19 protein-coding genes are annotated in these 20,846 nt (G+C 64.5%); 8 read left to right on the forward strand and 11 right to left on the reverse strand.

Annotation, left to right across the window (positions count from 1 at the left end; translation table 11 throughout):
• Positions 1–53 precede the first annotated feature (53 nt).
• From HOY34_RS01045 to HOY34_RS01060, 4 genes are all read right to left on the reverse strand, one after another.
• Complete coding sequence (locus HOY34_RS01045) at positions 54–938, reverse strand: ATP-binding protein (RefSeq protein ID WP_172359446.1); 885 nt, start codon at positions 936–938, stop codon at positions 54–56.
• Positions 935–1,852: a twin-arginine translocase subunit TatC gene (gene tatC, locus HOY34_RS01050; RefSeq protein WP_172359447.1), complete on the reverse strand. Its 918-nt coding sequence runs from the start codon at positions 1,850–1,852 to the stop codon at positions 935–937. Before tatC ends, HOY34_RS01045 begins: the two co-directional genes overlap by 4 nt.
• Positions 1,849–2,742, reverse strand: a complete 894-nt coding sequence (tatB, locus tag HOY34_RS01055) for a Sec-independent protein translocase protein TatB (protein ID WP_172359448.1) — start codon at positions 2,740–2,742, stop codon at positions 1,849–1,851. The genes tatC and tatB overlap by 4 nt, the downstream gene beginning before the upstream one ends.
• Before the next feature lie 185 nt (positions 2,743–2,927).
• A complete protein-coding gene (locus HOY34_RS01060; RefSeq protein ID WP_172359449.1) occupies positions 2,928–3,149 on the reverse strand; it encodes a twin-arginine translocase TatA/TatE family subunit in 222 nt (73 codons plus the stop codon).
• 259 nt (positions 3,150–3,408) lie between these two features.
• Here HOY34_RS01060 and HOY34_RS01065 point away from each other — a divergent pair, with 259 nt between their 5' ends.
• Complete coding sequence (locus HOY34_RS01065) at positions 3,409–3,849, forward strand: helix-turn-helix transcriptional regulator (RefSeq protein ID WP_172359450.1); 441 nt, start codon at positions 3,409–3,411, stop codon at positions 3,847–3,849.
• A 119-nt stretch (positions 3,850–3,968) separates the two neighbouring features.
• Here HOY34_RS01065 and HOY34_RS01070 read toward each other — a convergent pair whose 3' ends face one another.
• On the reverse strand, positions 3,969–4,748 hold the full coding sequence (locus HOY34_RS01070) for an SDR family oxidoreductase (protein ID WP_172359451.1): 780 nt from the start codon (positions 4,746–4,748) through the stop codon (positions 3,969–3,971).
• 525 nt (positions 4,749–5,273) lie between these two features.
• On the opposite strand from HOY34_RS01070, the gene HOY34_RS01075 reads away from it, so the two are divergent.
• Positions 5,274–6,308, forward strand: coding sequence for a Hint domain-containing protein (locus HOY34_RS01075; protein WP_253944114.1), 1,035 nt, complete (start codon positions 5,274–5,276; stop codon positions 6,306–6,308).
• A gap of 168 nt (positions 6,309–6,476) precedes the next feature.
• On the opposite strand, the gene HOY34_RS01080 is transcribed toward HOY34_RS01075, so the two are convergent.
• Positions 6,477–7,463 (reverse strand): trypsin-like serine peptidase, encoded by a 987-nt coding sequence (locus HOY34_RS01080; RefSeq protein WP_172359453.1) that lies wholly within the window; start codon positions 7,461–7,463, stop codon positions 6,477–6,479.
• Positions 7,464–7,611: 148 nt separating this feature from the next.
• Here HOY34_RS01080 and HOY34_RS01085 point away from each other — a divergent pair, with 148 nt between their 5' ends.
• Positions 7,612–9,210 carry a peptide chain release factor 3 gene (locus tag HOY34_RS01085; RefSeq protein ID WP_172359454.1) on the forward strand — a complete coding sequence of 533 codons (1,599 nt, stop codon included), beginning with the start codon at positions 7,612–7,614 and terminating at the stop codon, positions 9,208–9,210.
• A gap of 90 nt (positions 9,211–9,300) precedes the next feature.
• Here HOY34_RS01085 and HOY34_RS22545 read toward each other — a convergent pair whose 3' ends face one another.
• The gene (locus HOY34_RS22545) at positions 9,301–9,789 is read right to left on the reverse strand and encodes a TFIIB-type zinc ribbon-containing protein (RefSeq protein WP_172359455.1); all 489 of its coding nucleotides are present in this window, start codon (positions 9,787–9,789) and stop codon (positions 9,301–9,303) included.
• A 378-nt stretch (positions 9,790–10,167) separates the two neighbouring features.
• Here HOY34_RS22545 and HOY34_RS01095 point away from each other — a divergent pair, with 378 nt between their 5' ends.
• The 5 genes from HOY34_RS01095 to HOY34_RS01115 all read left to right on the forward strand — a co-directional run bounded on the left by HOY34_RS01095 (position 10,168) and on the right by HOY34_RS01115 (position 16,682).
• The gene (locus tag HOY34_RS01095) at positions 10,168–11,991 is read left to right on the forward strand and encodes a DEAD/DEAH box helicase (RefSeq protein ID WP_253944115.1); all 1,824 of its coding nucleotides are present in this window, start codon (positions 10,168–10,170) and stop codon (positions 11,989–11,991) included.
• A gap of 234 nt (positions 11,992–12,225) precedes the next feature.
• Positions 12,226–13,584 (forward strand): DNA repair protein RadA, encoded by a 1,359-nt coding sequence (radA, locus tag HOY34_RS01100; RefSeq protein WP_172359456.1) that lies wholly within the window; start codon positions 12,226–12,228, stop codon positions 13,582–13,584.
• A 19-nt stretch (positions 13,585–13,603) separates the two neighbouring features.
• On the forward strand, positions 13,604–14,224 hold the full coding sequence (locus HOY34_RS01105) for a CvpA family protein (RefSeq protein ID WP_172359457.1): 621 nt from the start codon (positions 13,604–13,606) through the stop codon (positions 14,222–14,224).
• Positions 14,225–14,400: 176 nt separating this feature from the next.
• Positions 14,401–15,876 carry an amidophosphoribosyltransferase gene (gene purF, locus HOY34_RS01110; RefSeq protein WP_172359458.1) on the forward strand — a complete coding sequence of 492 codons (1,476 nt, stop codon included), beginning with the start codon at positions 14,401–14,403 and terminating at the stop codon, positions 15,874–15,876.
• 134 nt (positions 15,877–16,010) lie between these two features.
• Complete coding sequence (locus tag HOY34_RS01115; protein ID WP_172359459.1) at positions 16,011–16,682, forward strand: SDR family NAD(P)-dependent oxidoreductase; 672 nt, start codon at positions 16,011–16,013, stop codon at positions 16,680–16,682.
• Between the two features lie 62 nt (positions 16,683–16,744).
• Here the strand turns inward: HOY34_RS01115 and pdxR are convergent, their stop codons facing one another.
• The 4 genes from pdxR to HOY34_RS01135 form a co-directional block, all read right to left on the reverse strand.
• Entirely contained in the window at positions 16,745–18,238 is a 1,494-nt protein-coding gene (gene pdxR / locus HOY34_RS01120) for a MocR-like pyridoxine biosynthesis transcription factor PdxR (protein WP_172359460.1), read from the reverse strand.
• 154 nt (positions 18,239–18,392) lie between these two features.
• On the reverse strand, positions 18,393–19,052 hold the full coding sequence (locus tag HOY34_RS01125; RefSeq protein ID WP_172359461.1) for a GntR family transcriptional regulator: 660 nt from the start codon (positions 19,050–19,052) through the stop codon (positions 18,393–18,395).
• 147 nt (positions 19,053–19,199) lie between these two features.
• A complete protein-coding gene (locus HOY34_RS01130; RefSeq protein ID WP_366926890.1) occupies positions 19,200–20,276 on the reverse strand; it encodes an NUDIX domain-containing protein in 1,077 nt (358 codons plus the stop codon).
• A gap of 2 nt (positions 20,277–20,278) precedes the next feature.
• Entirely contained in the window at positions 20,279–20,722 is a 444-nt protein-coding gene (locus HOY34_RS01135) for a TrgA family protein (RefSeq protein ID WP_172359462.1), read from the reverse strand.
• Positions 20,723–20,846: the final 124 nt, after the last annotated feature.

Below are 20,846 nucleotides of genomic sequence, written 5' to 3' on the forward strand. Positions count from 1 at the left end.
AATGACCCTTCATCCGATCCACCAGCATATGATCTTCCTTTTACGCCAATAGGTTAAAGCGCGATCCTGACACCCTCACGGGCGGCCAGATCGCAAAAGAACTGCCAGGCCACCCGGCCAGAGCGCGAGCCCCGCGTCGCCTGCCATTCAATCGCCTCGGCATGCAGGCGCTCGGGCGCGACGTTCACCCCATGCGCCGCGCAATAGCCGCGGATCATGTCGAGATATTCGTCCTGGCTGCAGGGATGGAAGCCCAGCCACAGCCCGAAACGATCCGAAAGCGAGACCTTTTCCTCGACGGCCTCACCGGGGGTGATCGCCGATGACCGCTCATTCTCGATCATATCGCGCGGCATCAGGTGGCGGCGGTTCGAGGTGGCATAGAACAGCACGTTTTCAGGCCGCCCAGAGATGCCGCCATCCAGCACCGCCTTCAGCGATTTGTAATGCTGATCGTCATGGCTGAAGGAAAGGTCATCGCAAAACAGCAGGAAGCGATGCTGCGGCGCCGCCCGCAGATAAGTCAGCAACCGCGAGACGCTGGGCAGATCCTCACGGGCCAGCTCAACGATTTTCAGGCCCAGCCCCTCAGACAGGATCTGCGCATGGGCGGCTTTGACGAGACTGGATTTCCCCATCCCCCGCGCCCCCCACAACAGCGCATTGTTCGCGGGCAGGCCTTTGGCGAAATGGCGGGTGTTCTCAAGCAGTGTATCGCGTGAGCGGTCCACCCCCACCAAAAGCGAGATATCCACGCGGCTGACATGGGGCACCGGCTGCAGGCGTTCAGGATCGGTCGCCCAGACAAAGGCCTCAGCCGCGTCGAAATCAGGCCGGGCGGCGGCTTTGGGGGCCATCCGCTCCAGCGCCTCGGCGATGCGGGTCAGGGTGGCGCTGTCAGCGCCCCCCTCATGTCGCGCGTCAGTTCCCGTGGTCATGTCGTCTCGTTATCCTCGTCCCATTCGCCATTGGCGCGCATCTCGGCCTCTTTCTTCTTCTCGAACCGGCGCACCAGGATGATCGAGATTTCATAAAGCGGGTAGACGGCGGCGAAAAGGATGATCTGCGACATGAAATCGGGCGGCGTCACCACGGCGGCGACGATCAGGATGATCACGATCGCATAGCGACGCACCCCGGCCAGACCCGCCGAGGTCACCAGCCCTGCCCGCCCCATCAGCGTCAGCAGCACCGGCAGCTGGAAGCACAGGCCAAAGGCCAGCACAAAGCTGGTGGTCAGCGAGAGATAGCTCTCCATCGAGCCCTGGAAGACCACGCCCACCGCGCGATGCGCCTCTTCGGCGACCTTTGCCGCGCCGGTGGCAACGGTCGCGGGGGCCTCGGCCACGCCGGGTGTTACTGCGCCGGTGATGCTGTCAACGGCAGGCTGGACGCCCGCGTTCATGCCCTGCTGGAACGACAGGAAGAAGTTGAAGGCAATCGGCAGCACCACATAATAGGCAAAGGCCGCGCCCAGCACGAACATCACCGGGCTTGCGATCAGAAACGGCAAAAACGCCTGTTTTTCATTGCGGTAAAGGCCGGGCGCCACAAAGCGCCACATCTGATAGCCGATGATCGGGAAAGACAGCGCGATCCCGCCGATCACAGAGATGCGGATGGCGACGAAAAAGCCCTCCTGCAGTTTGATCAGCACAAGGCCGCAATCCTGCTGACGCTCGGCCAGCGCGGTGCAGATCGGGCGGGTCAGGAAGTTGAAGATCGGGTTCCAGACCGAGAAACAGATCACCATCGCAATCAGGAAGGCCGCCAGCGACCACAGGATGCGGTTGCGCAGCTCGATCAGATGCTCGATCAGCGGGGCCGAGCTTTCGTCAATATCCTTGCTCATGCCTGGTCCTTCGCCTCAGAGCTGGTCTTTTTTGCCGGGCTGCGGCGTTTTGCGGCCGGTTTGGCGGCAGCCTCGGTGCCATCCGCCTCAGCGGCCTTTGCTTTGGCACTGGGGCCAGGCTTTTTCGGCTGGGCCACCTTCTTCGCGGCAGGTTTTGCCACCGCTTTCGCCGCAGGCTTTTCAGCCGTCTTCGCTGCGGCAGCCTTTTGGGGGGCCGCCTTTTTCGGGGCAGCCTTTTTCGGGGCAGCCTTTTTCGGGGCTGAGGGTGCAGGCGTATCCAGCGGCGCAGATGTCACCGCAGGCAGAATGCTTTTCGCCGTCGCCGTCACCGTGGCGGGCGCATCCTCAAAGGCATCGGCAGCAGCGGTCTTTTCCGCCAGACGCAACCGCTCGGAGGCCTCGCGGGCGATCGCCTCACGCTCGGCCCGTTTCAGGGCGAAATCAGCAGGATTTGCATCAGACAGCGGCGTGCTGGGCGAGACTGCAGCGGCAGCTTCCCCGCCCTCGGCCGCGGTCGCAGACCCAAGACCAACCCCGGCCGCTGAGGCCGCAGCCGTTGTCGGCGGCACCGCGCCACCCGCCGGCGTTTGCGGCGTGCTGCCCCGGGCCGTTTTCAGCGGATCCCATTTCTCGAACTTGTCTGCGGCGGATTTCACCGCATCCAGCCCCATGCTGCGCGGATTGGCGACCTTGCGCAGATCATCCGCCGCCTCTTTGACACCGCTTTCGCGGGCCGCATCTTCCATCGCCCGCGAGAACTCACGCGCCATAGACCGCATTTTCGCCGTGAACCGCCCCAAAGTGCGGAACATTTCCGGCAGATCCTTTGGCCCGATGACAACCAGCGCCACCACACCAATGATCAGAAGCTCGGACCAACCGACTTCCATCCGTGCCTCTCCTTATCCCAATGCCGCACCGCCCCTGCGGTGCCTGCTTAGCCGCAGCGGGCCAAAGCATCAGCCCGGACAGGCCAAAGCTTTACCCGCCAGCGGGCCCCGGTAAATCCTGATGTAAATCCTGATCGCAAACCACGAATTGCCCGCATCAGAATACTCAGGCCCTGCCCTGATGCTCAGACCTTGTCTTTGGGGGCAGCGTCAGCCGGGGTGACATCCTTGGCGGCCTCGGCACGCTCTTTCTCGATCTCGGCGGTGCCATCGCTCACGCCTTTTTTGAACGCGGTGATGCCTTTGCCAACCTCGCCCATCAGCGAAGAGACTTTGCCCTTGCCAAACAGCACGAGCACGACGACGGCGATCATCAGAAGGCCGGGAAGACCAATATTTTGCAGCATGGAAACTCCGTTGTCTCTGGGCCCCCGAGGGGGTGCTTGCTCTGCGCCCGGCACAGGACACCGGGCGTTATGTCCGAAAGCTAGGGCCATTCGCCTGCAAGGTGAAAGAGCCATTCCGCTTGCCAGATGCGGTCAACTGACAGTATTTTGTCAGTTGGGCGGTGCCGCATCATCCGCCTGCCCCACCTGCGCTGCCCAGCCCCACCCTGACCCGACCTGATCCGCCCCGCCCTGACCGATGTGACTGGCTTCACCAAAGATGAAACGAGACGACCGCCTTTACGATCTGGTGCAGATCCTGCGCGACGGCAGATTGCACACCGCCGAAGAGCTGGCGGGCCAGCTGGGCGTCTCGACCCGGACGGTCTGGCGCGACATGGCGATGATGGCGGCGACCGGGCTTCCCGTCACCGGCGAGCGGGGGCTGGGCTATATCCTGCGTTCGCCGCTGATGCTGCCGCCGACCGTGCTGACCCCTGACGAACTGGAGGCCCTGGCCAGCGGGCTGCGCCATGTCGAGGCTGAAAACCCCGCCCTGGCCCGCGCCGCCCGCAGCCTGCTTTACAAAATCTCAACCCTGCTGCCCCAGGCCGGGATTGACCCGAATACCGAAGATACGGATGCGGACGCCGTCACAGCCGACATCAGCCGTGAAAGCCCGGCTGCCGCCCCCGAGGCCCCGCCAGAGGGCGGCACCTGATCCGGCCGCCGCCGCCGCTCTCGCGGGGCAAGGGGGGAGAGGGGCAAGCGGGGCGCGATCCTGCGCGCCCCAGCCGATGGCACATACCGCCATCCGGCAGGCCTGATGGGCGCTGCGGCTCAGACCGTCAGATTGTTCGCCCCGCCATCAAGCATGATATTCTGCCCGATGATGAAGCCGGCATGGGCCGAGCACAGGAATGCGCAGGCCGCGCCGAACTCGGCGGTGGTGCCATAGCGCCCGGCAGGGATGCCGCTTTCGCGCTGCTTTTTCGCCGCCTCAACGCTGATGCTTTCGCGGGCCGCAAGGCCTTGATCCAGCGCGACGGCGCGGTCGGTCGCATGCAGCCCCGGCAGCAGGTTGTTGATCGCCACGCCCTTGCCCGCCACCTGCCGCGAGGTGCCCGCGACAAAGCCCGTCAGCCCGTTGCGGGCCGCATTCGACAGACCCAGCACATCCACCGGCGCCCGGACCGAAGCCGAGGTGATATTGACCACCCGCCCCCAGCCCCGCGCCGCCATCGCAGGCACCAGCGCCTGCATCAGCGCAATCGGCGTCAGCATATTGGCATCGAGCGCGCGGATGAAATCCTCGCGCGACCAGTCGGTCCAGACACCGGGGGGCGGCCCGCCCGCATTGGTGACCAGGATATCGGCGCCCTCGGCCTGCTCCAGCACCCGGGCCCGGGCTGCGGCCTCGGTAATATCCGCCACCACAGGCGTCACCGAAACCTGATATTTCTCCGATAGTTCCGTCGCCGTCCTGCGCAAAGCCTCTTCGCCACGGGCGCAGATCACCAGCTCGACCCCGGCCTCGGCAAGCGCCGCAGCGCATCCCCGCCCCAGCCCCTTTGAGGCCGCCGTCACCAGCGCCTTCTTCCCACGAATACCCAGATCCATTCCGCTTCCTTCCTTTATATAGGGCCTTTGTATCGGGCCTTTGTATCCGGCTTTGCGCCCGGAAAACCGCGCCCTGCACCAGTCTGACCTGACCCAGTCTGACCTGACCCAATCTCACCTGACCCGCCCCGTCCAGCCAGCTTTGAACCTGCCGCGCATCGAGCCTGCCGCACATCCCGGGCCGTCCGGCGCGAAGGTGTGCTGCCTGATCCGATGATGCAAGTGGCCAATACAGATGGGCTGATCTGCCTGCTGGCCCGCAGGCTGACCTATGCCTGCCGATCGGCCCCGCCAGTGCGGCAAAACCAGCCGCCGTTTGACCCTGCCCGCCTCCACTGATATTGGTTTGAAGGATAATGGATTGGAAAGGCGTTCCAGGCCAGACTTATACGCGCGGGCCTGCATATCAGGCCCAAAGCCCACCCAGCCCAGCCCTGCGGCCCAACCGCACCTTTTGCAGGCCAATTTCTCCAGGAACGATTGCAGATAATGTCAGATAAAACTGCATCGGAGGAAGGCCCCGCTTTGGGAACCGCCTCTGCAGATCAGTCGCGCCAGACAACGCCGGGTCATGCCTGTCAGGTTTTCCCGGCCGAGGACGTGTTTGTTTCAGCGGGTGTGAACAGCGGCGATGGCGTGGCCCCCCCCGATGAGGTTGAAACCGGCGACATCTATCAGCTGGAACCAGAGGCGCACCCCAGGCGTCTTTTGCTGACCCATGCCGCAAGCGGGGCCGAGCCCCTGGTCGCGCCCGGCTCGGCGGTGGGCGCGGCGGGTGATCCGGTGCATCTGCTGGCCCGCTATACGCTGATGGCGGATGATGGCGACCGGGTCGAGCTGCTGCTCTTGCAGGTTGCCGGGGCGCTTTGGGTGCTGCCGCTCTCGCCGATGTCGGATCGCAGCGAATATACGCTGCTGGCGGTTGAGGCTTCGCCGCGTGACGTGCGGCTGACCGAGATGATGAGCCTTTCTTTCGCCCGGGGCACCCGGATCTCGCTGGCCAGTGGCCAGATGGTGGCGATTGAGACGCTGACCCCCGGCATGAAGCTGCTGACCCGCGACCATGGCCCGCAAGAGCTGCGCCATATCGGCCAGGCCAGTCTGCGCGCCGTCGGGGCCTTTGCCCCGGTGGTGATCCCGGCGGGAACGCTGGGCAATTCGGCCGATCTGATCGTCAGCCAGCATCACCGCATGTTCCTTTACCAGCGGCGCAAACTGGCCGAAGTGCCCACCTCTGAGGTGCTGGTCCAGGCCCGCCATCTGGTTGATGATGAGACCGTTTTCATCCGTGAAGGCGGGGTCACCGACTGGTTCAGCCTGATCTTTGACCACCACGAAATCATCTATGCCGAGGGGATCCCGGTCGAAAGCCTGATGGTCAATGACGCCACAATCTCGCGGCTGCCGCCCGAATACGCATCAGAGCTGCGCCGCCAGTTTCCCGGCCTCGCACATGTGCAGCATTTCGGGACCGAGGCTGGCCGGCAGTTTCTGGAAAGCGTCGGCGGCCCCGCCCAATGGCTGCCCCGCCCCCGCAACCGCAACCGCAAACCAAGATAGGGATCTGAACCCAGGCTGCGATACCCAGGCTGCGGATACCCAGGCTGCGATCTGCAGCCACGGCCTGCGGCGCCCCCCCTGCGGCGGCCTGACGCATGCGCCCCGCAGGGCCTGCCTTCTGTCACCAGCTGCAATCAACCGGCCGCCGCCAGCCAGGTTCCGGGCAGCTCAGTTCCAGGGAACAATCGCCTGCCAGCCCTTGCCGTCGTGTTTCAGCGAGGACGGGTCCAGCTTTTGGCGCATCGGGACCGAGGTGGTGCCCATGTTCCAAAGAAAAGCATTCTTTGGCAAAGGCTTGTCCATCCCGATCAGCGGCGACATGGTGGCGGTGACGATCCCCTGCAATGTCAGCTCGCCCTCTTCCATCGTGGCAATCAGCGAAGAGCTGGCCCCCGGCGTAATGTCGCAGCTGAAATAGAGCATGGTCTCTTCACCGCGCAGACGGCGCTGCTCGCAGCCCTGCCAGGAGAACTGCCAGCCATTCTCATCGCCGAACCGCCCGTCATAGCCGATCACCCAGACCGGGCCTGCGGGATTTTGCCGCTCTGACCAGCGGATTGCACCGCGCCGCTCGCCTGCGCCCCAGGCGCCCTCGGGCATGATGTCATCCGAGACATTGCGGCTGAGGCGGAAGGCCACCCAGTCATGCACCCAGGGCATCGCCGAGCCCGAGCGCGAGAAATTCACCGGCGGGCCTTCAAGACTGACCCGCTCATAGACGAAATCAGTCCAGGTATCGCCGGGGTTTTCATACTCTCCGAGCTGAATATAGGCCGCATTGGGCAGGTATTCGGCGGCAAGACCCGGCTCGCAATGCACCTCGCCCGGGCCTTTCCCGGTCATCAAATGCAATGAGGTGATCGCGTAGTCCTGCCCCCCGACCGTCACCAGAACCGCGTTCGAGGCCCAGCCGCATTGCGAAATCTCAACCCAGCCGATGCGGTTTGACGCCGTCAGCACGGCCCGTTCGATGTTACTGCGCAGGGCGTCATCCCCTTCGCGCAGCTGCGAAAGGGCCTCGCGGTCACCGTTGTCGCTGAACCAGGCGGCCTGCAAAGGACCGGCCAGCGGCCCGCTCAGCGCTGCCGCCACGATCAGCATCGCGCAGGCGCGGAGTGAGACGGGATTAAAAAAGGCCAGGGATTTTCGCCACATAGATCACCAAAAACAACCAGGATGACACAAGGCAATCACGCCGCCTGCGGCTTGTCCAGTCACCCCGGCCCGCCTGCAGCCCCCTGGCTGATCGGATTCCTTACCTTGCTGATAGACGAACGCCGCGCCAGGCGCTAAAAGCCGCGCCATGTTGGACAACGCCCCCACCCTTCCGCCCGAAATTGCACGCCGCCGGACCTTTGCGATCATCGCACACCCGGATGCCGGAAAAACCACGCTTACGGAAAAGTTCCTGCTGTTCGGGGGCGCGATCCAAATGGCGGGCCAGGTCCGCGCCAAGGGCGAGGCGCGGCGCACGCGCTCGGACTTCCTGAAGATGGAGCAGGACCGGGGCATCTCGGTTTCCGCCTCGGCGATGTCGTTCGAATACCGCGAATTCCGCTTCAACCTGGTCGACACACCCGGCCACTCGGATTTCTCGGAAGACACATATCGCACGCTGACGGCCGTCGATGCCGCGATCATGGTGATCGACGGCGCGAAAGGCGTGGAAAGCCAGACCCGCAAGCTGTTTGAGGTCTGCCGGTTGCGCGACCTGCCGATCCTGACCTTTTGTAACAAGATGGACCGCGAGGCCCGCGACACTTTCGAGATCATCGACGAGATCCAGGAGAACCTGGCGATCGACGTCTGCCCGGCCTCCTGGCCGATCGGCTCGGGGCGTGATTTCCTTGGCGCCTATGATCTGCTGAATGACCGGCTGGAGCTGATGGACCGCGCCGACCGCAACAAGGTGGCGGAATCGGTCAAACTCGACGGGCTGGACGATCCGCGTCTGGCCGATCACATCCCCGCGGATCAGCTGGCGAAACTGCGTGAAGAGGTCGCCATGGCGCGGGAATTGCTGCCCGCCTTTGACCGTGCGGCCTTCCTGCATGGCGCGATGACGCCGATCTGGTTCGGCTCGGCGATCAACTCCTTCGGCGTGAAAGAGCTGATGGAGGGGATCGGCAATTACGGCCCCGAGCCGCAGCCGCAAAAGGCGATTGAACGTGCCGTCGGTGCCGAAGAGCCGAAAGTCACCGGATTCGTGTTCAAGGTTCAGGCCAATATGGACCCAAAGCACCGCGACCGCGTGGCCTTTGTGCGTCTGGCCTCGGGCCATTTTGAACGCGGCATGAAACTGACGCATGTGCGCTCGAAAAAGCCGATGGCGGTGACCAATCCGGTCCTCTTCCTCGCCGCCGACCGCGAGCTGGCGGATGAGGCCTGGGCGGGCGATATCATCGGCATCCCGAACCACGGGCAGCTGCGGATCGGCGATGCGCTGACCGAGGGCGAGACGCTGCGCTTTACCGGCATTCCGTCATTCGCGCCGGAACTCTTGCAAAACATCCGCTCGACCGACCCGATGAAGGCCAAGCACCTGGAAAAGGCGCTGATGCAATTCGCCGAGGAAGGCGCCGCGAAAGTGTTCAAGCCCGCCATCGGTTCGGGCTTTATCGTCGGCGTGGTCGGCGCGCTGCAATTCGACGTGCTGGCCTCACGGATCGGGCTGGAATACTCGATCCCGGTGCGGTTCGAGCCCTCGCAATTCGCCTCGGCCCGCTGGATTTCCGGCGACAAGGCCGAGATCGAGAAGATGGTGAACGTCAACAAGCAGCATATCGCCACCGACAATGACGGCGATCTGGTTTTCCTGACGCGTTTGCAATGGGATATCGACCGGGTGGTGCGCGACTATCCGGGGCTGAAACTGACGGCGACCAAGGAAATGATGGTCTGATTCTGCCTCAGCCCAGACTTTGGAAGCAGACTTTGGAACAGCAAAGGCCGGGAGCTGTCTCCCGGCCTTATCCATTGGCGCTTTGACGGCTCAGAAATCGAAGATATCGCCCAGAATATCGCCGAAACGGCCCCTTGAGCGGCCATTCCTGCCGTGACGGCCCCTGTCGTAACGGTCGTCGTCGTCATCATCGTCGTCATCACGGCGGCGGCGGTCGTGATCGCGCCGCTCTGACCAGTCATCATCGCTGCGCCGACTGGCGCGGCGTTCCTCTGCCATTGCCCCGCCGGCGGCCTGCCGCGCATCCCGATAGGGCTCTGCGGCCTGCACCGGAGCAGCCACAGGGCCCGCAACAGGCGCGGCTGCTGGCGGCGGTGGCGGGGGAACAACAGCAGGCCGGGCCGCGACAGCAGGCTCTGGCTGGATGACCGGAGGCATCGCCTGGCGGCCCGCCACCTCGATCAGCTTGTCCAACTCTCCCCGGTCAAGCCAGATCCCCCGACACTTCGGGCAATAGTCGATTTCGACCCCCTGGCGCTCTGTCATCAGGAGCGTTTCATTATCGACCGGGCACTTCATTCTTCACCTCGTGCTGAATTCAGTCCCGGATGTTGGAACTGCCCGGTCCGACCGCAAGCCCCGGCGCCTGCTTTGTTTTCAACCGCAGGCGAAGAACCGCCGCCCCCGCCTTTCGGCCTAACGCCCTGCTTTCCGCCGCAGGGGCTTCGTTAACCTCAATTCCGGAACCAATCCCCAGAATGCGGCGGCGCGATGCAGCGGTTTCGTCACAATCACCCGTGAAAAAGCGCTTCAGATTGACCAATCGGCAAAATCGCGCTATCCGCCCGGTGAATGCCCGCAATCCGGCGGGATTTTTCCGTTGGGGCGCCTGAAAACCTGCGTCCCGCCCCACTTGTGGCCCATCGAGACAGATCGGCCCACCATTACTGGACGCAAATGACCAAATTTTCCGACCTCGCCCTTGATCCCCGGGTTTTGCAAGCCGTCTCTGAAGCGGGCTATGAAACCCCGACCCCGATCCAGGCCGAAGCCATCCCCGAGGCCCTGAAGGGCCGCGATGTGCTGGGCATTGCCCAGACCGGCACCGGCAAGACCGCCAGCTTCACGCTGCCGATGATCACGCTGCTGGGCCAGGGCCGCGCCCGCGCCCGCATGCCGCGCAGCCTGGTGCTGGCACCAACGCGCGAGCTGGCCGCCCAGGTGGCCGAGAACTTTGACATCTACGCAAAACACACCAAACTGACCAAGGCGCTGCTGATCGGCGGCGTGGCCTTTGGTGAACAGGACAAGCTGATCGACCGTGGCGTCGACGTGCTGATCGCCACCCCGGGCCGCCTGCTGGATCATTTCGAGCGCGGCAAGCTTTTGCTGACCGGCGTGCAGATCATGGTCGTCGATGAGGCGGACCGGATGCTCGACATGGGCTTCATCCCCGATATCGAGCGCATCTTCCAGCTGACGCCGTTTACGCGTCAGACCATGTTCTACTCGGCCACCATGGCCCCCGAGATCGAGCGGATCACCAATACCTTCCTGACCGCCCCCGCCCGGATCGAGGTTGCCCGCCAGGCCACCACCAACACCAATATCGACCAGAAACTGGTCTTCTTCACGCCGTCCCGCAAAGACCGCAGCTTCACCGAGAAACGCGCCGTCCTGCGCGAGCTGATCCGCGCCGAGGGCGAGGCCTGCACCAATGGCATCATCTTCTGCAACCGCAAGATGGATGTGGATGTTGTTGCCAAGTCACTGAAATCGCATGGTTTCAACGCAGCCCCGATCCATGGCGACCTGGATCAGTCGCAGCGGATGAAGACGCTGGATGCCTTCCGCGACGGCAGCCTGCATATCCTGGTGGCCTCGGATGTGGCGGCACGCGGGCTTGATATCCCGGCGGTCAGCCATGTGTTCAACTTCGACGTGCCCGGCCACCCCGAGGATTACGTCCACCGCATCGGCCGCACCGGCCGCGCCGGCCGTCATGGCCGCGCCTTTACCCTGGCCACCCCTGCCGATGCAAAACAGCTGGCGGCGGTCGAAAGCCTGGTGAAACAGGAAATCCCGCGGGCCGAACTGCCCGAGGGGCTGGACCTGGAAAACGCAGGCTCGTCTCGCAGCCGGGGCGAGCGCGGCGAGAAAGACGCGGATCGCAAAGGCGAACGCGGCAGCCGCGAGCGCAAACCGCGCGAGCGCAGCCGGGGTGGACGTGAGCGCAATCGTGATGAGGCCCGCGACGAAAATCGCAGCGCCGCCCAGGACACCGCAGCCGCCGCAGGCACCGCCGCCCAGGCCGAGCCGGTCGCCCAGCCTGAATCCAGCGCCAAACCGCAGGCCGAGCGCCGCGACAACGCGCGGGACCAGGGCCGTGACGGCTCTTCGCGCGGTCATTCGCATGGCGAGAATCGCCGCGACAATGGCAACCGTGATGGGGGCAACCGCGATGGCGGCAACCGTGAAGGCAGCTCGCGCGACCACAGCCCCCGCGAACAGGGGCAAAGGGATCACGGGTCACGCGACCACGGCCCACGCGACCACAATGCGCGTGATGGTGGCCAGCGTGGCAATGACCGCAATGACCGTCGCGGCGATCGCCGTGACCGCCGCGATGACGGCCCCGCCGTGATCGGCATGGGCGACCACGTGCCTGATTTCATCCTGCGCAGCTTCAAAATCAGCGCCCCCCCGGTCAGCAATGGCAGCGATGACGAGGATGAGGCCCCGGCCACCGCCCCCGTCCACGCCGATGCGCATGAGGATTGAGATCCAGTCGGCCCCCGGGCCCGCGCTGCCGTAACCGCAGCCGCAACCAGGGCTGAGACCTGAGATAAGAAAAGGCCGGGCCGCATCTGTGCCCGGCCTTTTTCACATCCGCTTTTCCGCCACAGGCCGCGCCCCCTGCCACAGGCCGCCCGTACCACAGGCCGCCCCCTTGCCACAGCCCCCCGTGCCACAGGCCCCCTTGCCTCATCCCGCCCTGCATGCAAGGTCAGGTGCATGAGCAAATCCGCCCCCTCTTTCACCTGCACCGCCTGTGGTGCCAGCTCTCGCAAATGGGCCGGGCGCTGCGACGCCTGCGGTGCCTGGAATTCGATCATCGAAGAGGCCCCGCTATCAAGCGGCCCGAAACCGCTGGGCCCAAAGGGCAAGCAGGTGCCGCTGACCGATCTGGCCACAGAAGAGGCCCCGCCGCCCCGCGCCTCATCGGGGATGGCAGAGCTGGATCTGGTGCTGGGCGGCGGGCTTGTCCCGGCCTCGGCGATCCTGGTCGGTGGCGATCCCGGCATCGGCAAATCGACGCTTTTGCTGCAGGCCGCCGCCAGTTTCGCCAAATCCGGGGTGAAATGCGTCTATATCTCGGGCGAAGAGGCCTCGGCCCAGGTCCGCATGCGGGCGCAAAGGCTGGGGCTGACCGATGCCCCGGTGATGCTGGGCACAGAGACCAGCCTGCGCGACATCCTGACCACGCTGGATGCCGAGCGCCCAGGCCTTGCCATCATCGATTCGATCCAGACCATGTGGCTGGATACCGTCGAGGCCGCGCCCGGTTCCGTCAGCCAGGTCCGCGCCGCCGCGCATGAGCTGGTGAATTTCGCCAAAAGGCGCGGCGTCGCCATCATCATCGTCGGCCATGTCACCAAAGAGGGCCAGATCGCCGGCCCCCGCGTGGTCGAACATATGGTCGATACCGTGCTTTATTTCGAGGGCGAGCGCGGCCATCAGTTCCGCATCCTGCGCGCCGTCAAAAACCGCTTTGGCGCATCCGATGAGATCGGCGTTTTTGAGATGACGGGCCAGGGCCTCTCTGAGGTCACCAACCCCTCGGCGCTGTTCCTCTCGACCCGCGATGCGCCCGCCCCCGGCTCGGCCGTTTTCGCCGGAATCGAGGGCACCCGCCCCGTGCTGACCGAGATCCAGGCCCTTGTCGCGCCCTCGCCTCTGGGCACGCCGCGCCGCACGGTGGTCGGCCTCGATTCGGGCAGGCTTTCCACCATCCTTGCCGTGCTTGAGGCGCGGGTCGGCATCCCCTTTACCGGGCTGGATGTCTTTCTCAACGTCGCAGGCGGCATGCGCGTGACCGAGCCCGCCGCCGATCTTGCGGTTGCAGCGGCGCTTCTGAGCGCCCGCGAGGATGTGGCAATTCCCCGTGATATGGTGCTTTTCGGGGAAATCTCGCTTTCCGGGGCGCTGCGTCCGGTATCCCAGACCGAAAACAGGTTGAAAGAGGCGGCGAAACTTGGTTTCACACAGGCGGCTCTGCCAAAGGGATCAAAGCCCGGCGCGCAGACAGGTATGAAACTGCGCGAGATGGCCGATCTGACGGCATTCACGGGCGAGATGTTCGGGGCGGGCTAAGGCCCCCGGGGAGTGATGAATGGACAATTTTACCTGGGTTGACGGTGGTGCGGCCCTGATCATCCTTCTCTCGGCGATCCTCGCCTATTCGCGCGGCCTTGTGCGTGAGGGGATGGCGATTGTCGGCTGGATCGGCGCCGCCGTCGTCGCCTTCTTCTTTGCCGGCCCCGCAATGCCCATCGTGCGCGAGCTGCCTGTGGTCGGCAAATTCCTCGCCGACAGCTGCGAGCTTTCGGTCGTCGCCGCCTTCGCCGCCGTCTTTGCCATCGCGCTGATCGTGGCGGCGCTGTTCACGCCGCTTTTGTCCTCGATCATCCAGCGCTCGGCGCTCAGCGGTATCGATCAGGCGCTTGGCTTCCTCTTTGGCGTGGTGCGGGGCATCCTGCTGATCGCAGTCGCCTTCATCGTCTATGACCGGGCGCTGTCGAACAGCTCGATCGCGGCGATTGATGAATCGCGCACCGCCAAGGTCTTTGCGAATTTCCAGGCCTCGATTGACGGGGCGATCCCCAGCGACGCGCCCGGCTGGATCGTGGCCCGCTACAACGACCTGACCAATGTCTGCGCAGGCGAGGCGCTGCCCGCAGCCCCAGCTGCCCCCGCAGCCCCCACCCTGCCCGAGGCGGCCCCCGCCCCCTGATCAGGAACGGATTGCGGCCCGGGATACCGGATCAGACAGGTCATTTTCGCCTTTCCATACGGGCGCTGTGCATTTGCGCAGCGCCCGTCTTGCAACATATGCATGACAACGGGGGGTGACTCTGGCACTCTCAGCGACTACATCACCCGCGTAGCAGCAGCCGCACCGGAGGCCACATGCGCCGTTTTCCCGCCCACCCGTTTGAACCCCTGAACGACGGGGACAAGCTAAAGGAAGAATGCGGGATATTCGGGGTGATCGGCCTTGCCGATGCCGCGAATTTCGTGGCGCTTGGGCTGCATGCGCTGCAACATCGCGGCCAGGAGGCGGGCGGCATCGTCACCTATGAGGCCGAGACCGGCTTCCATTCCGAGCGCCGCTTTGGCTATGTGCGCGACAAATTCACCTCTGCCAGCGTGATGAACCTGCTGCCCGGCGATCTGGGCATCGGCCATGTGCGCTATTCCACCGCCGGATCAAAAGGCACCGCGCAGATCCGCGACGTGCAGCCCTTCTTCGGCGAGTTTGCCATCGGCGGCTGCGCCATCGCCCATAACGGCAATCTGACCAATGCGGCGCGGCTCAGGAAAGACCTGATCGCCCGGGGCGCGATCTTCCAGTCCTCCTCCGATTCGGAATGCATCATCCATCTGATGGCGCGCTCCTTGCAAAAAACCCAGGCCGAGCGTCTGAAAGACGCGCTGCGCCTTGTCGAAGGCGCGTTTTCGGTCATCGCCATGACCCGCACGAAACTGATGGGCGTGCGCGATGCGCTTGGCGTGCGCCCCCTGGTCCTTGGCCGCCTCGGCGAGGGCTATGTTCTGGCCTCGGAAACCTGCGCCCTCGACATCATCGGTGCCGAATTCATCCGTGAGATCGAACCGGGCGAGATGGTCGTGATCGAGAACGGCCATATCGAAAGCTCGCGCCCCTTCCCGGCCGCCAAAGGCCGCTCGTGTATCTTCGAGCAGGTCTATTTCTCGCGCCCCGATTCCATCGTCGGCGGCCGCTCGGTCTATGAAACCCGCCGCCAGATCGGGGTCGAACTGGCGCTTGAGGCCCCGGTCGATGCCGATCTGGTCTGTCCGGTGCCCGATTCCGGCACCCCCGCCGCCATCGGCTATGCGGCGCAATCGGGCATCCCCTTTGGCCTCGGCATCACCCGCAACCAATATATGGGCCGCACCTTCATCGAACCCTCCGAGCAGATCCGCAATATGGGGGTCCGCCTGAAACTCAACGTGAACCGCGCACTGATCCGCGGCAAACGCGTGATCCTCGTTGACGATTCGGTCGTACGCGGCACCACCTCGCGCAAGATCAAAGACATGATCCTCGACGCGGGCGCGGCAGAGGTCCACTTCCGCATCGCAAGCCCGCCGACCGCCTGGCCCTGCTTCTACGGCGTCGACACGCCCGAGCGTTCCAAACTCCTCGCCGCCACCATGACCGAGGATGAGATGCGCGACTGGATCGGCGTCGACAGCCTGAAATTCATCTCCCTCGACGGGCTCTACCGCGCCGCAGGCGAGGCGAACGGCCGCAACAACCGCCAGCCGCAATATTGCGATGCCTGCTTCTCCGGCGAATATCCCGTCATCCCCGCCGATAAAATGGATGAGGGTTTTGAGATGAAAACCGCCGCCGAATAGTCCTCTCCCAAAAGCAACCGCGCCGCGAAACACCCGCGCCAAAGCTGCTGCTTTTCATCTGTCTGAAAATATCCTCTGGGGGTCCGGGGGGCGAAGCGCCCCCGGCTATCCGCCACAGCCATCGGAGCCCACCCATGTCAAAAATCGCCCTGATCACCGGCGCATCACGCGGCCTCGGCGCCGCTCTCGCCGAACAGCTGGCGCTGCGGGGCTGGCATGTGATCGCGCTGGCCCGCACCACGGGCGGGCTCGAAAGCCTCGATGACCGGGTCAGGGCGCATGGCCTGCCAGGGGCTGGCAGCCTGACGCTCGCGCCTATGGATGTCACCAATGACGATGCGATGCGCCACCTCGCCGGATCCATTGCCAGCCGCTGGGGCGGGCTGGGCTTTTGGGCGCATACGGCGATCCATGCAACCGCCCTCGCCCCGGCCTCATCGGTCGACATGAAGGATCTCGATAAATCCATCGCCACCAATCTGCGGGCCACCTCGCATCTGATCACCCTGATCGAACCCTTGCTGCGCACAGGCAAAGGCACGGCGCTGATCCCCGATGACCCCTTCCCCGGAAGCGCGAATTCCGCAGCCTATGGGGCCAGCAAGGCAGGCCAGATCGCCCTTGCCCGTGCCTGGGCGCAGGAAACCGCCCGTATCGGCCCCAAAGTGGTAATCGCGGCCGCCAATCCGATGCCCACGGCGCTGCGCGCCCGTTTCCATCCCGGCGAAGACCGCAGCCCGCTGGCCGACCCAAAGGCCGAGGCCCTGCGCCTGCTTGATCTGGCGCTTGATCCCGCCCTCGCTTAACCCTGGCCCTCTCCTGACCCTGGCCTTTGCCTGAGCCAGCCACCACGTCTCGCCGCCCTGACTTATGAGCCGCTTTGCGCCATAGCCAGGGCGATCCGGTGGATCCCTTCGGGGATCCGCGCGGGCTGGATTGAGGAATAGGCCAGGCGGTAGTAATTGCGCTCGACCCGGGCGGGATCGAAAAAGCTCTGCCCTGGCTCAATCAGCACGCCCTCTTTGCGCAACTCGCGGGCGACATGCGCCGTATCTACCCCCGCCGGGGCCCGCATCCAGAAGGATGAGCCCCCATAGCCACCCTGGCCCACGATCTGCAGCCCCTCGGCGGCGATCCCCTCTTCCATCACCTGACGCCTGCGCCGAAAGGCACTGCGCATCCGATTGATCAGCGCATCATAATGCCCCTCGGCCAGAAAATAGGCGACGGTGCGCTGGATATGGCCGGGCGGATGCTTCAGCGCCATCGAGCGCAGGGCCCGCGCCTCGGCGATAAAGCCTGGTGGCGCGACCAGATAGCCCAGCCGCATGCCCGGGAAAATCGACTTCGAGAAAGATCCGGCATAGATCACCCGCCCCGCCTTATCCAAAGACTTCAGCGCGGGCGAGACGGGCTTCAGAAAGCTCATCTCGAATTCGTAATCATCCTCGATGATGATGAAATCCTCGCGGCTGGCAGCCTCCAGCAGTTTCAGCCGCCGCTCCAGCGCCATGGTCGCATTGGTCGGCGCCTGGTGTGAGGGCGTGACATAGACCACATCGCCGCGCCGGATCTGCCCACCCGGCGCAAAGCCCGCCAGCGGCAGCCCGCCCTCATCGACATCCAGCGACAGAACCTCAGCGCCCGAGACCTCAAGCACCCGGCGGATCCCCTGGTAGCAGGGGTTTTCAATCACCGCCCGATGGCCGCGAGCGGGTTCCCCCAGCAGAATTTCGGTGGCAATCCAAAGGGCATTCTGCGCCCCCATGGTCAGCAAAACCTCATCCGGCCCGGCCGCAATGCCGCGCCTTGGCAGGATCACCCGCAGGACCTGCTCGATCAGGGCCGGGTCGTCACGCTCATAGAAATCAGAGGTCAGGGTCGGGAAATCGCGCCGCCCCAGGGCCCGCAGCGCACAGGCCCGCCAGTTCTGATGATCGAACAATGTCGGATCGGTCTGGCCATAGATAAAGGGCCAGGGGTAGCGCTCCCAGTCATCGGGGCGCTCGACGCCCTGCATGGCCTGGGTAAAGCGCCCGCCGGAAAAGGCCCGGTAATCAACCTCTTCGGCAGGCCGCGCCGGGCTGGGAAAATCCGGGGCGCGGGGCGCATTTTCCGAGACATAATAGCCCGAGCGCCCGCGCGAGGTCAGATAATCCGAGGAGACCAGATCGCCATAGGCCAGGGTGACAGTAATGCGGCTGATCCCCAGATGGGCCGCAAGCCCGCGCGATGAGGGCATTTTCTGCCCCGGCCGAAAGCGCCCGGACAGCACACCATCGGTGACCATCGCCCTGATCCGGCTTTGCAATGTCCCGACATTGCCCGAGGCCAGAAAGAACGCTTCGACTGGAATTGCCATAGTGGATTATCCTGCCTGCTGGCCATAAGCGGGTTACATGCCTGATTTTCGCGCCCGATCTGGCATCCTGCTATACTGGCCTCAGAGCAGGCCTGAAAGCCCATCATGCAGCTTCTGCGAAAAGAAGGGGCCAGGTGTCAGAACGCCCCTTCGGTCAGAACGCCCCTTCGGTCAGGGCTTGCCTGACATGGGTGACGCCCTGCGCGATGTCCTGGGCGATGGCGGCAGCCAATGCCTCACTGTCGCCGCTGCGCATCGCAGCCAGCGCCTCGGCATGCTGATCGGGCAGCTGCGCCGCGCCAATGCGCCCCAGCACCAGCCGCAATGAGGGCCCGGCCCGCAGCCAGAGCGATTGCGCGATATCAAGCAGGACCGGCGCCTCGGCGGCCTCATAAAGGGCGAAGTGGAAGGCGTGGTTAAAGCGCAGATAGGCGGCGATATTGCCCTCGGCAATCGCGGTATTCAGACGCTCATCCAGGTTTTTCAGCCGCTCGGTCAGCTGGCTGTCCATCGCCCTCATGGCAAGGCGGGCAAGCTGCGGCTCGATCGCCAGCCGCGCCCAGGCCAGCTGGTCAAGCACCGATTCCGTCATCTGCGGCACCGCAACCCGGCGATTGCCCTGCGGCATCAGCGCCCCCTCGGCGGTCAGGCGGCGGATCGCCTCGCGCACCGGGGTCATGCCCGCATCCAGATCGGAAATCAGCCCCTGGATCGTCACCGGCTGGCCAGGCGCCAGGGCCCCGAAAAGGATCATATCGCGCAGACGCGAATAGGTTACCTCATGGGTAGGGATCTTGCGGCTCTGTGCATCCATTCTGGTCGGTCCCGCCCTGAAGTCGGGGGGATCACGCCCCGCGACAGCGCCTAATCTGCGCCATAGCCGCCAGTTATGACCAGCCGCCCGCCAGGGATCAAGGGCATCAAAGGCCAGAGGCCAGCGTTTCGCGCAAATCGCAGCTGTTCAGCCCGCCGACCCGGCTGTCGCATCCCCCGCGGCCCCGCCCGCCGCCCCGCCCGCAGCGTCACTTTCCCGGGCCTGCCGACGCAGCCTGTCGCGTTCACCTTGCAACCACAAAAGCGACAGGATCAGCGGCGCATTGGCGCAGCGCCCCGCCGCCATCCAGGCCATCGCCTCAGCGAAAGGGATCACATGGGTGCGGATATCCTCGCCCTCGGTCTCAAGGCCGTAAAGCCCGCCAGTCTGCGCGGAGAGATCGGCAAGCGCCACCGAGGACCAGATATATTCGCTATGCGCACCGGGCGAGGGATAGTAATCCGCCACCGGAAAAATCTCGCCAAGGGTGATCCCCGCCTCTTCGCGGGCCTCACGCCTTGCGGCCTCTTCCGGGCTTTCCCCGGCGTCGATCCGGCCCGCCACCGCCTCGATCAGCCAGGGGCGGGGCTCGCCGCGCATATAGGGGCCCATGCGGAACTGCTCGACCAGCAGCACCAGGTCCAGCGCCGGATCATAGGGCAACACGGTCACTGCATCGGTGGCGACAAAGACCTCTCGTTGAAGCAGGTCGCTCATGCCGCCGCTGAAACGCCGATGGCGCAGGCTGGTTTTGGCCAGCGCGAAAAAGCCGCGATGCGGCCAGCTGAGGGTTTCAGCCGCAACCAGAGGAGCATCACCAGGCTGTTCGGTGCCAGTCTGATCGGTGCCGGTCTGTTCTGTATGGGGCTGTTCATTGCGGGGCGGTTCAGTGCGGGGCGGTTCTGCAAGCGGCCCATTGTCACGGCGCGATTGCCGCGCTGCCCTCAGCCGCGCCGATGCCGCCGACAGCATCGGAGAGCGCAGTGCGAAAAGGCGCGCCGCAGGGGCGGCCTCTTGCTGAGAAAAAATGTCCCGCGCCAGCTGCAGTTCCAGCGCCGGATCGCCGGCTGACAGACCGCCCGTGGCCTGTTGCCAGAAAATCAGCCGCTTTTGCGCCCGATCCGCGCCCTCGGGCGAAAGCTGTTCCGCATCGCCCCCCAGCACCAGGGTGGCCAGATCAGGGCAGCCGACAAAGCGCGGATCGCGCAGATCGCTTCGGTCCACAGTCACCTCCAGCGCCGCCCGACCCATTCGCACAGCGGCCCGCCGACCAACGCGCCCACCGCCAGCGCCCCGACCACGCCCACGGTCAGCATCGACTGTCCGTTTTTCATCATCAGCACAGCCCAGCCCAGCATCGCCTCAACCGGGCCATCATAGCGCATTTTGAACGCCTCAGAGATCATTTCACGCGCCGAGAAGATCAAAAGCGCGAAAAACACCATGACGGCCACGGTTTGCAGCCCGCCGGCCACGGCATCGGCCATGCCTTTGCCGATGGCACCGCCCATGACGATCCAGCCACAGACCAGCCCGATCGCCGCCGAGGCCGGCAAGAGCATTCCGCTGCCGCCTGCGCTTTCGCCTAAAACCGGCAGAAAGGCATTGGCGGCCACCAGGCCGATCAGGGCAAACCAAATAGCGGCGGCAAGTTTCGCGGTTGTCGGCATAACACTTATCGGGTCACGCGACCCGCCCAGACTGTTTCAATAGGCCGCCAGAATCAGGGATGATTTTGTCAATTTCCGGGACGAGTTAAGATAATCTGCACCCAAACCCTGCATAAATAAGACC

It is taken from the genome of Pseudogemmobacter hezensis, assembly GCF_013155295.1.
In the GTDB taxonomy this organism is placed as follows: Bacteria; Pseudomonadota; Alphaproteobacteria; order Rhodobacterales; family Rhodobacteraceae; genus Pseudogemmobacter; species Pseudogemmobacter hezensis.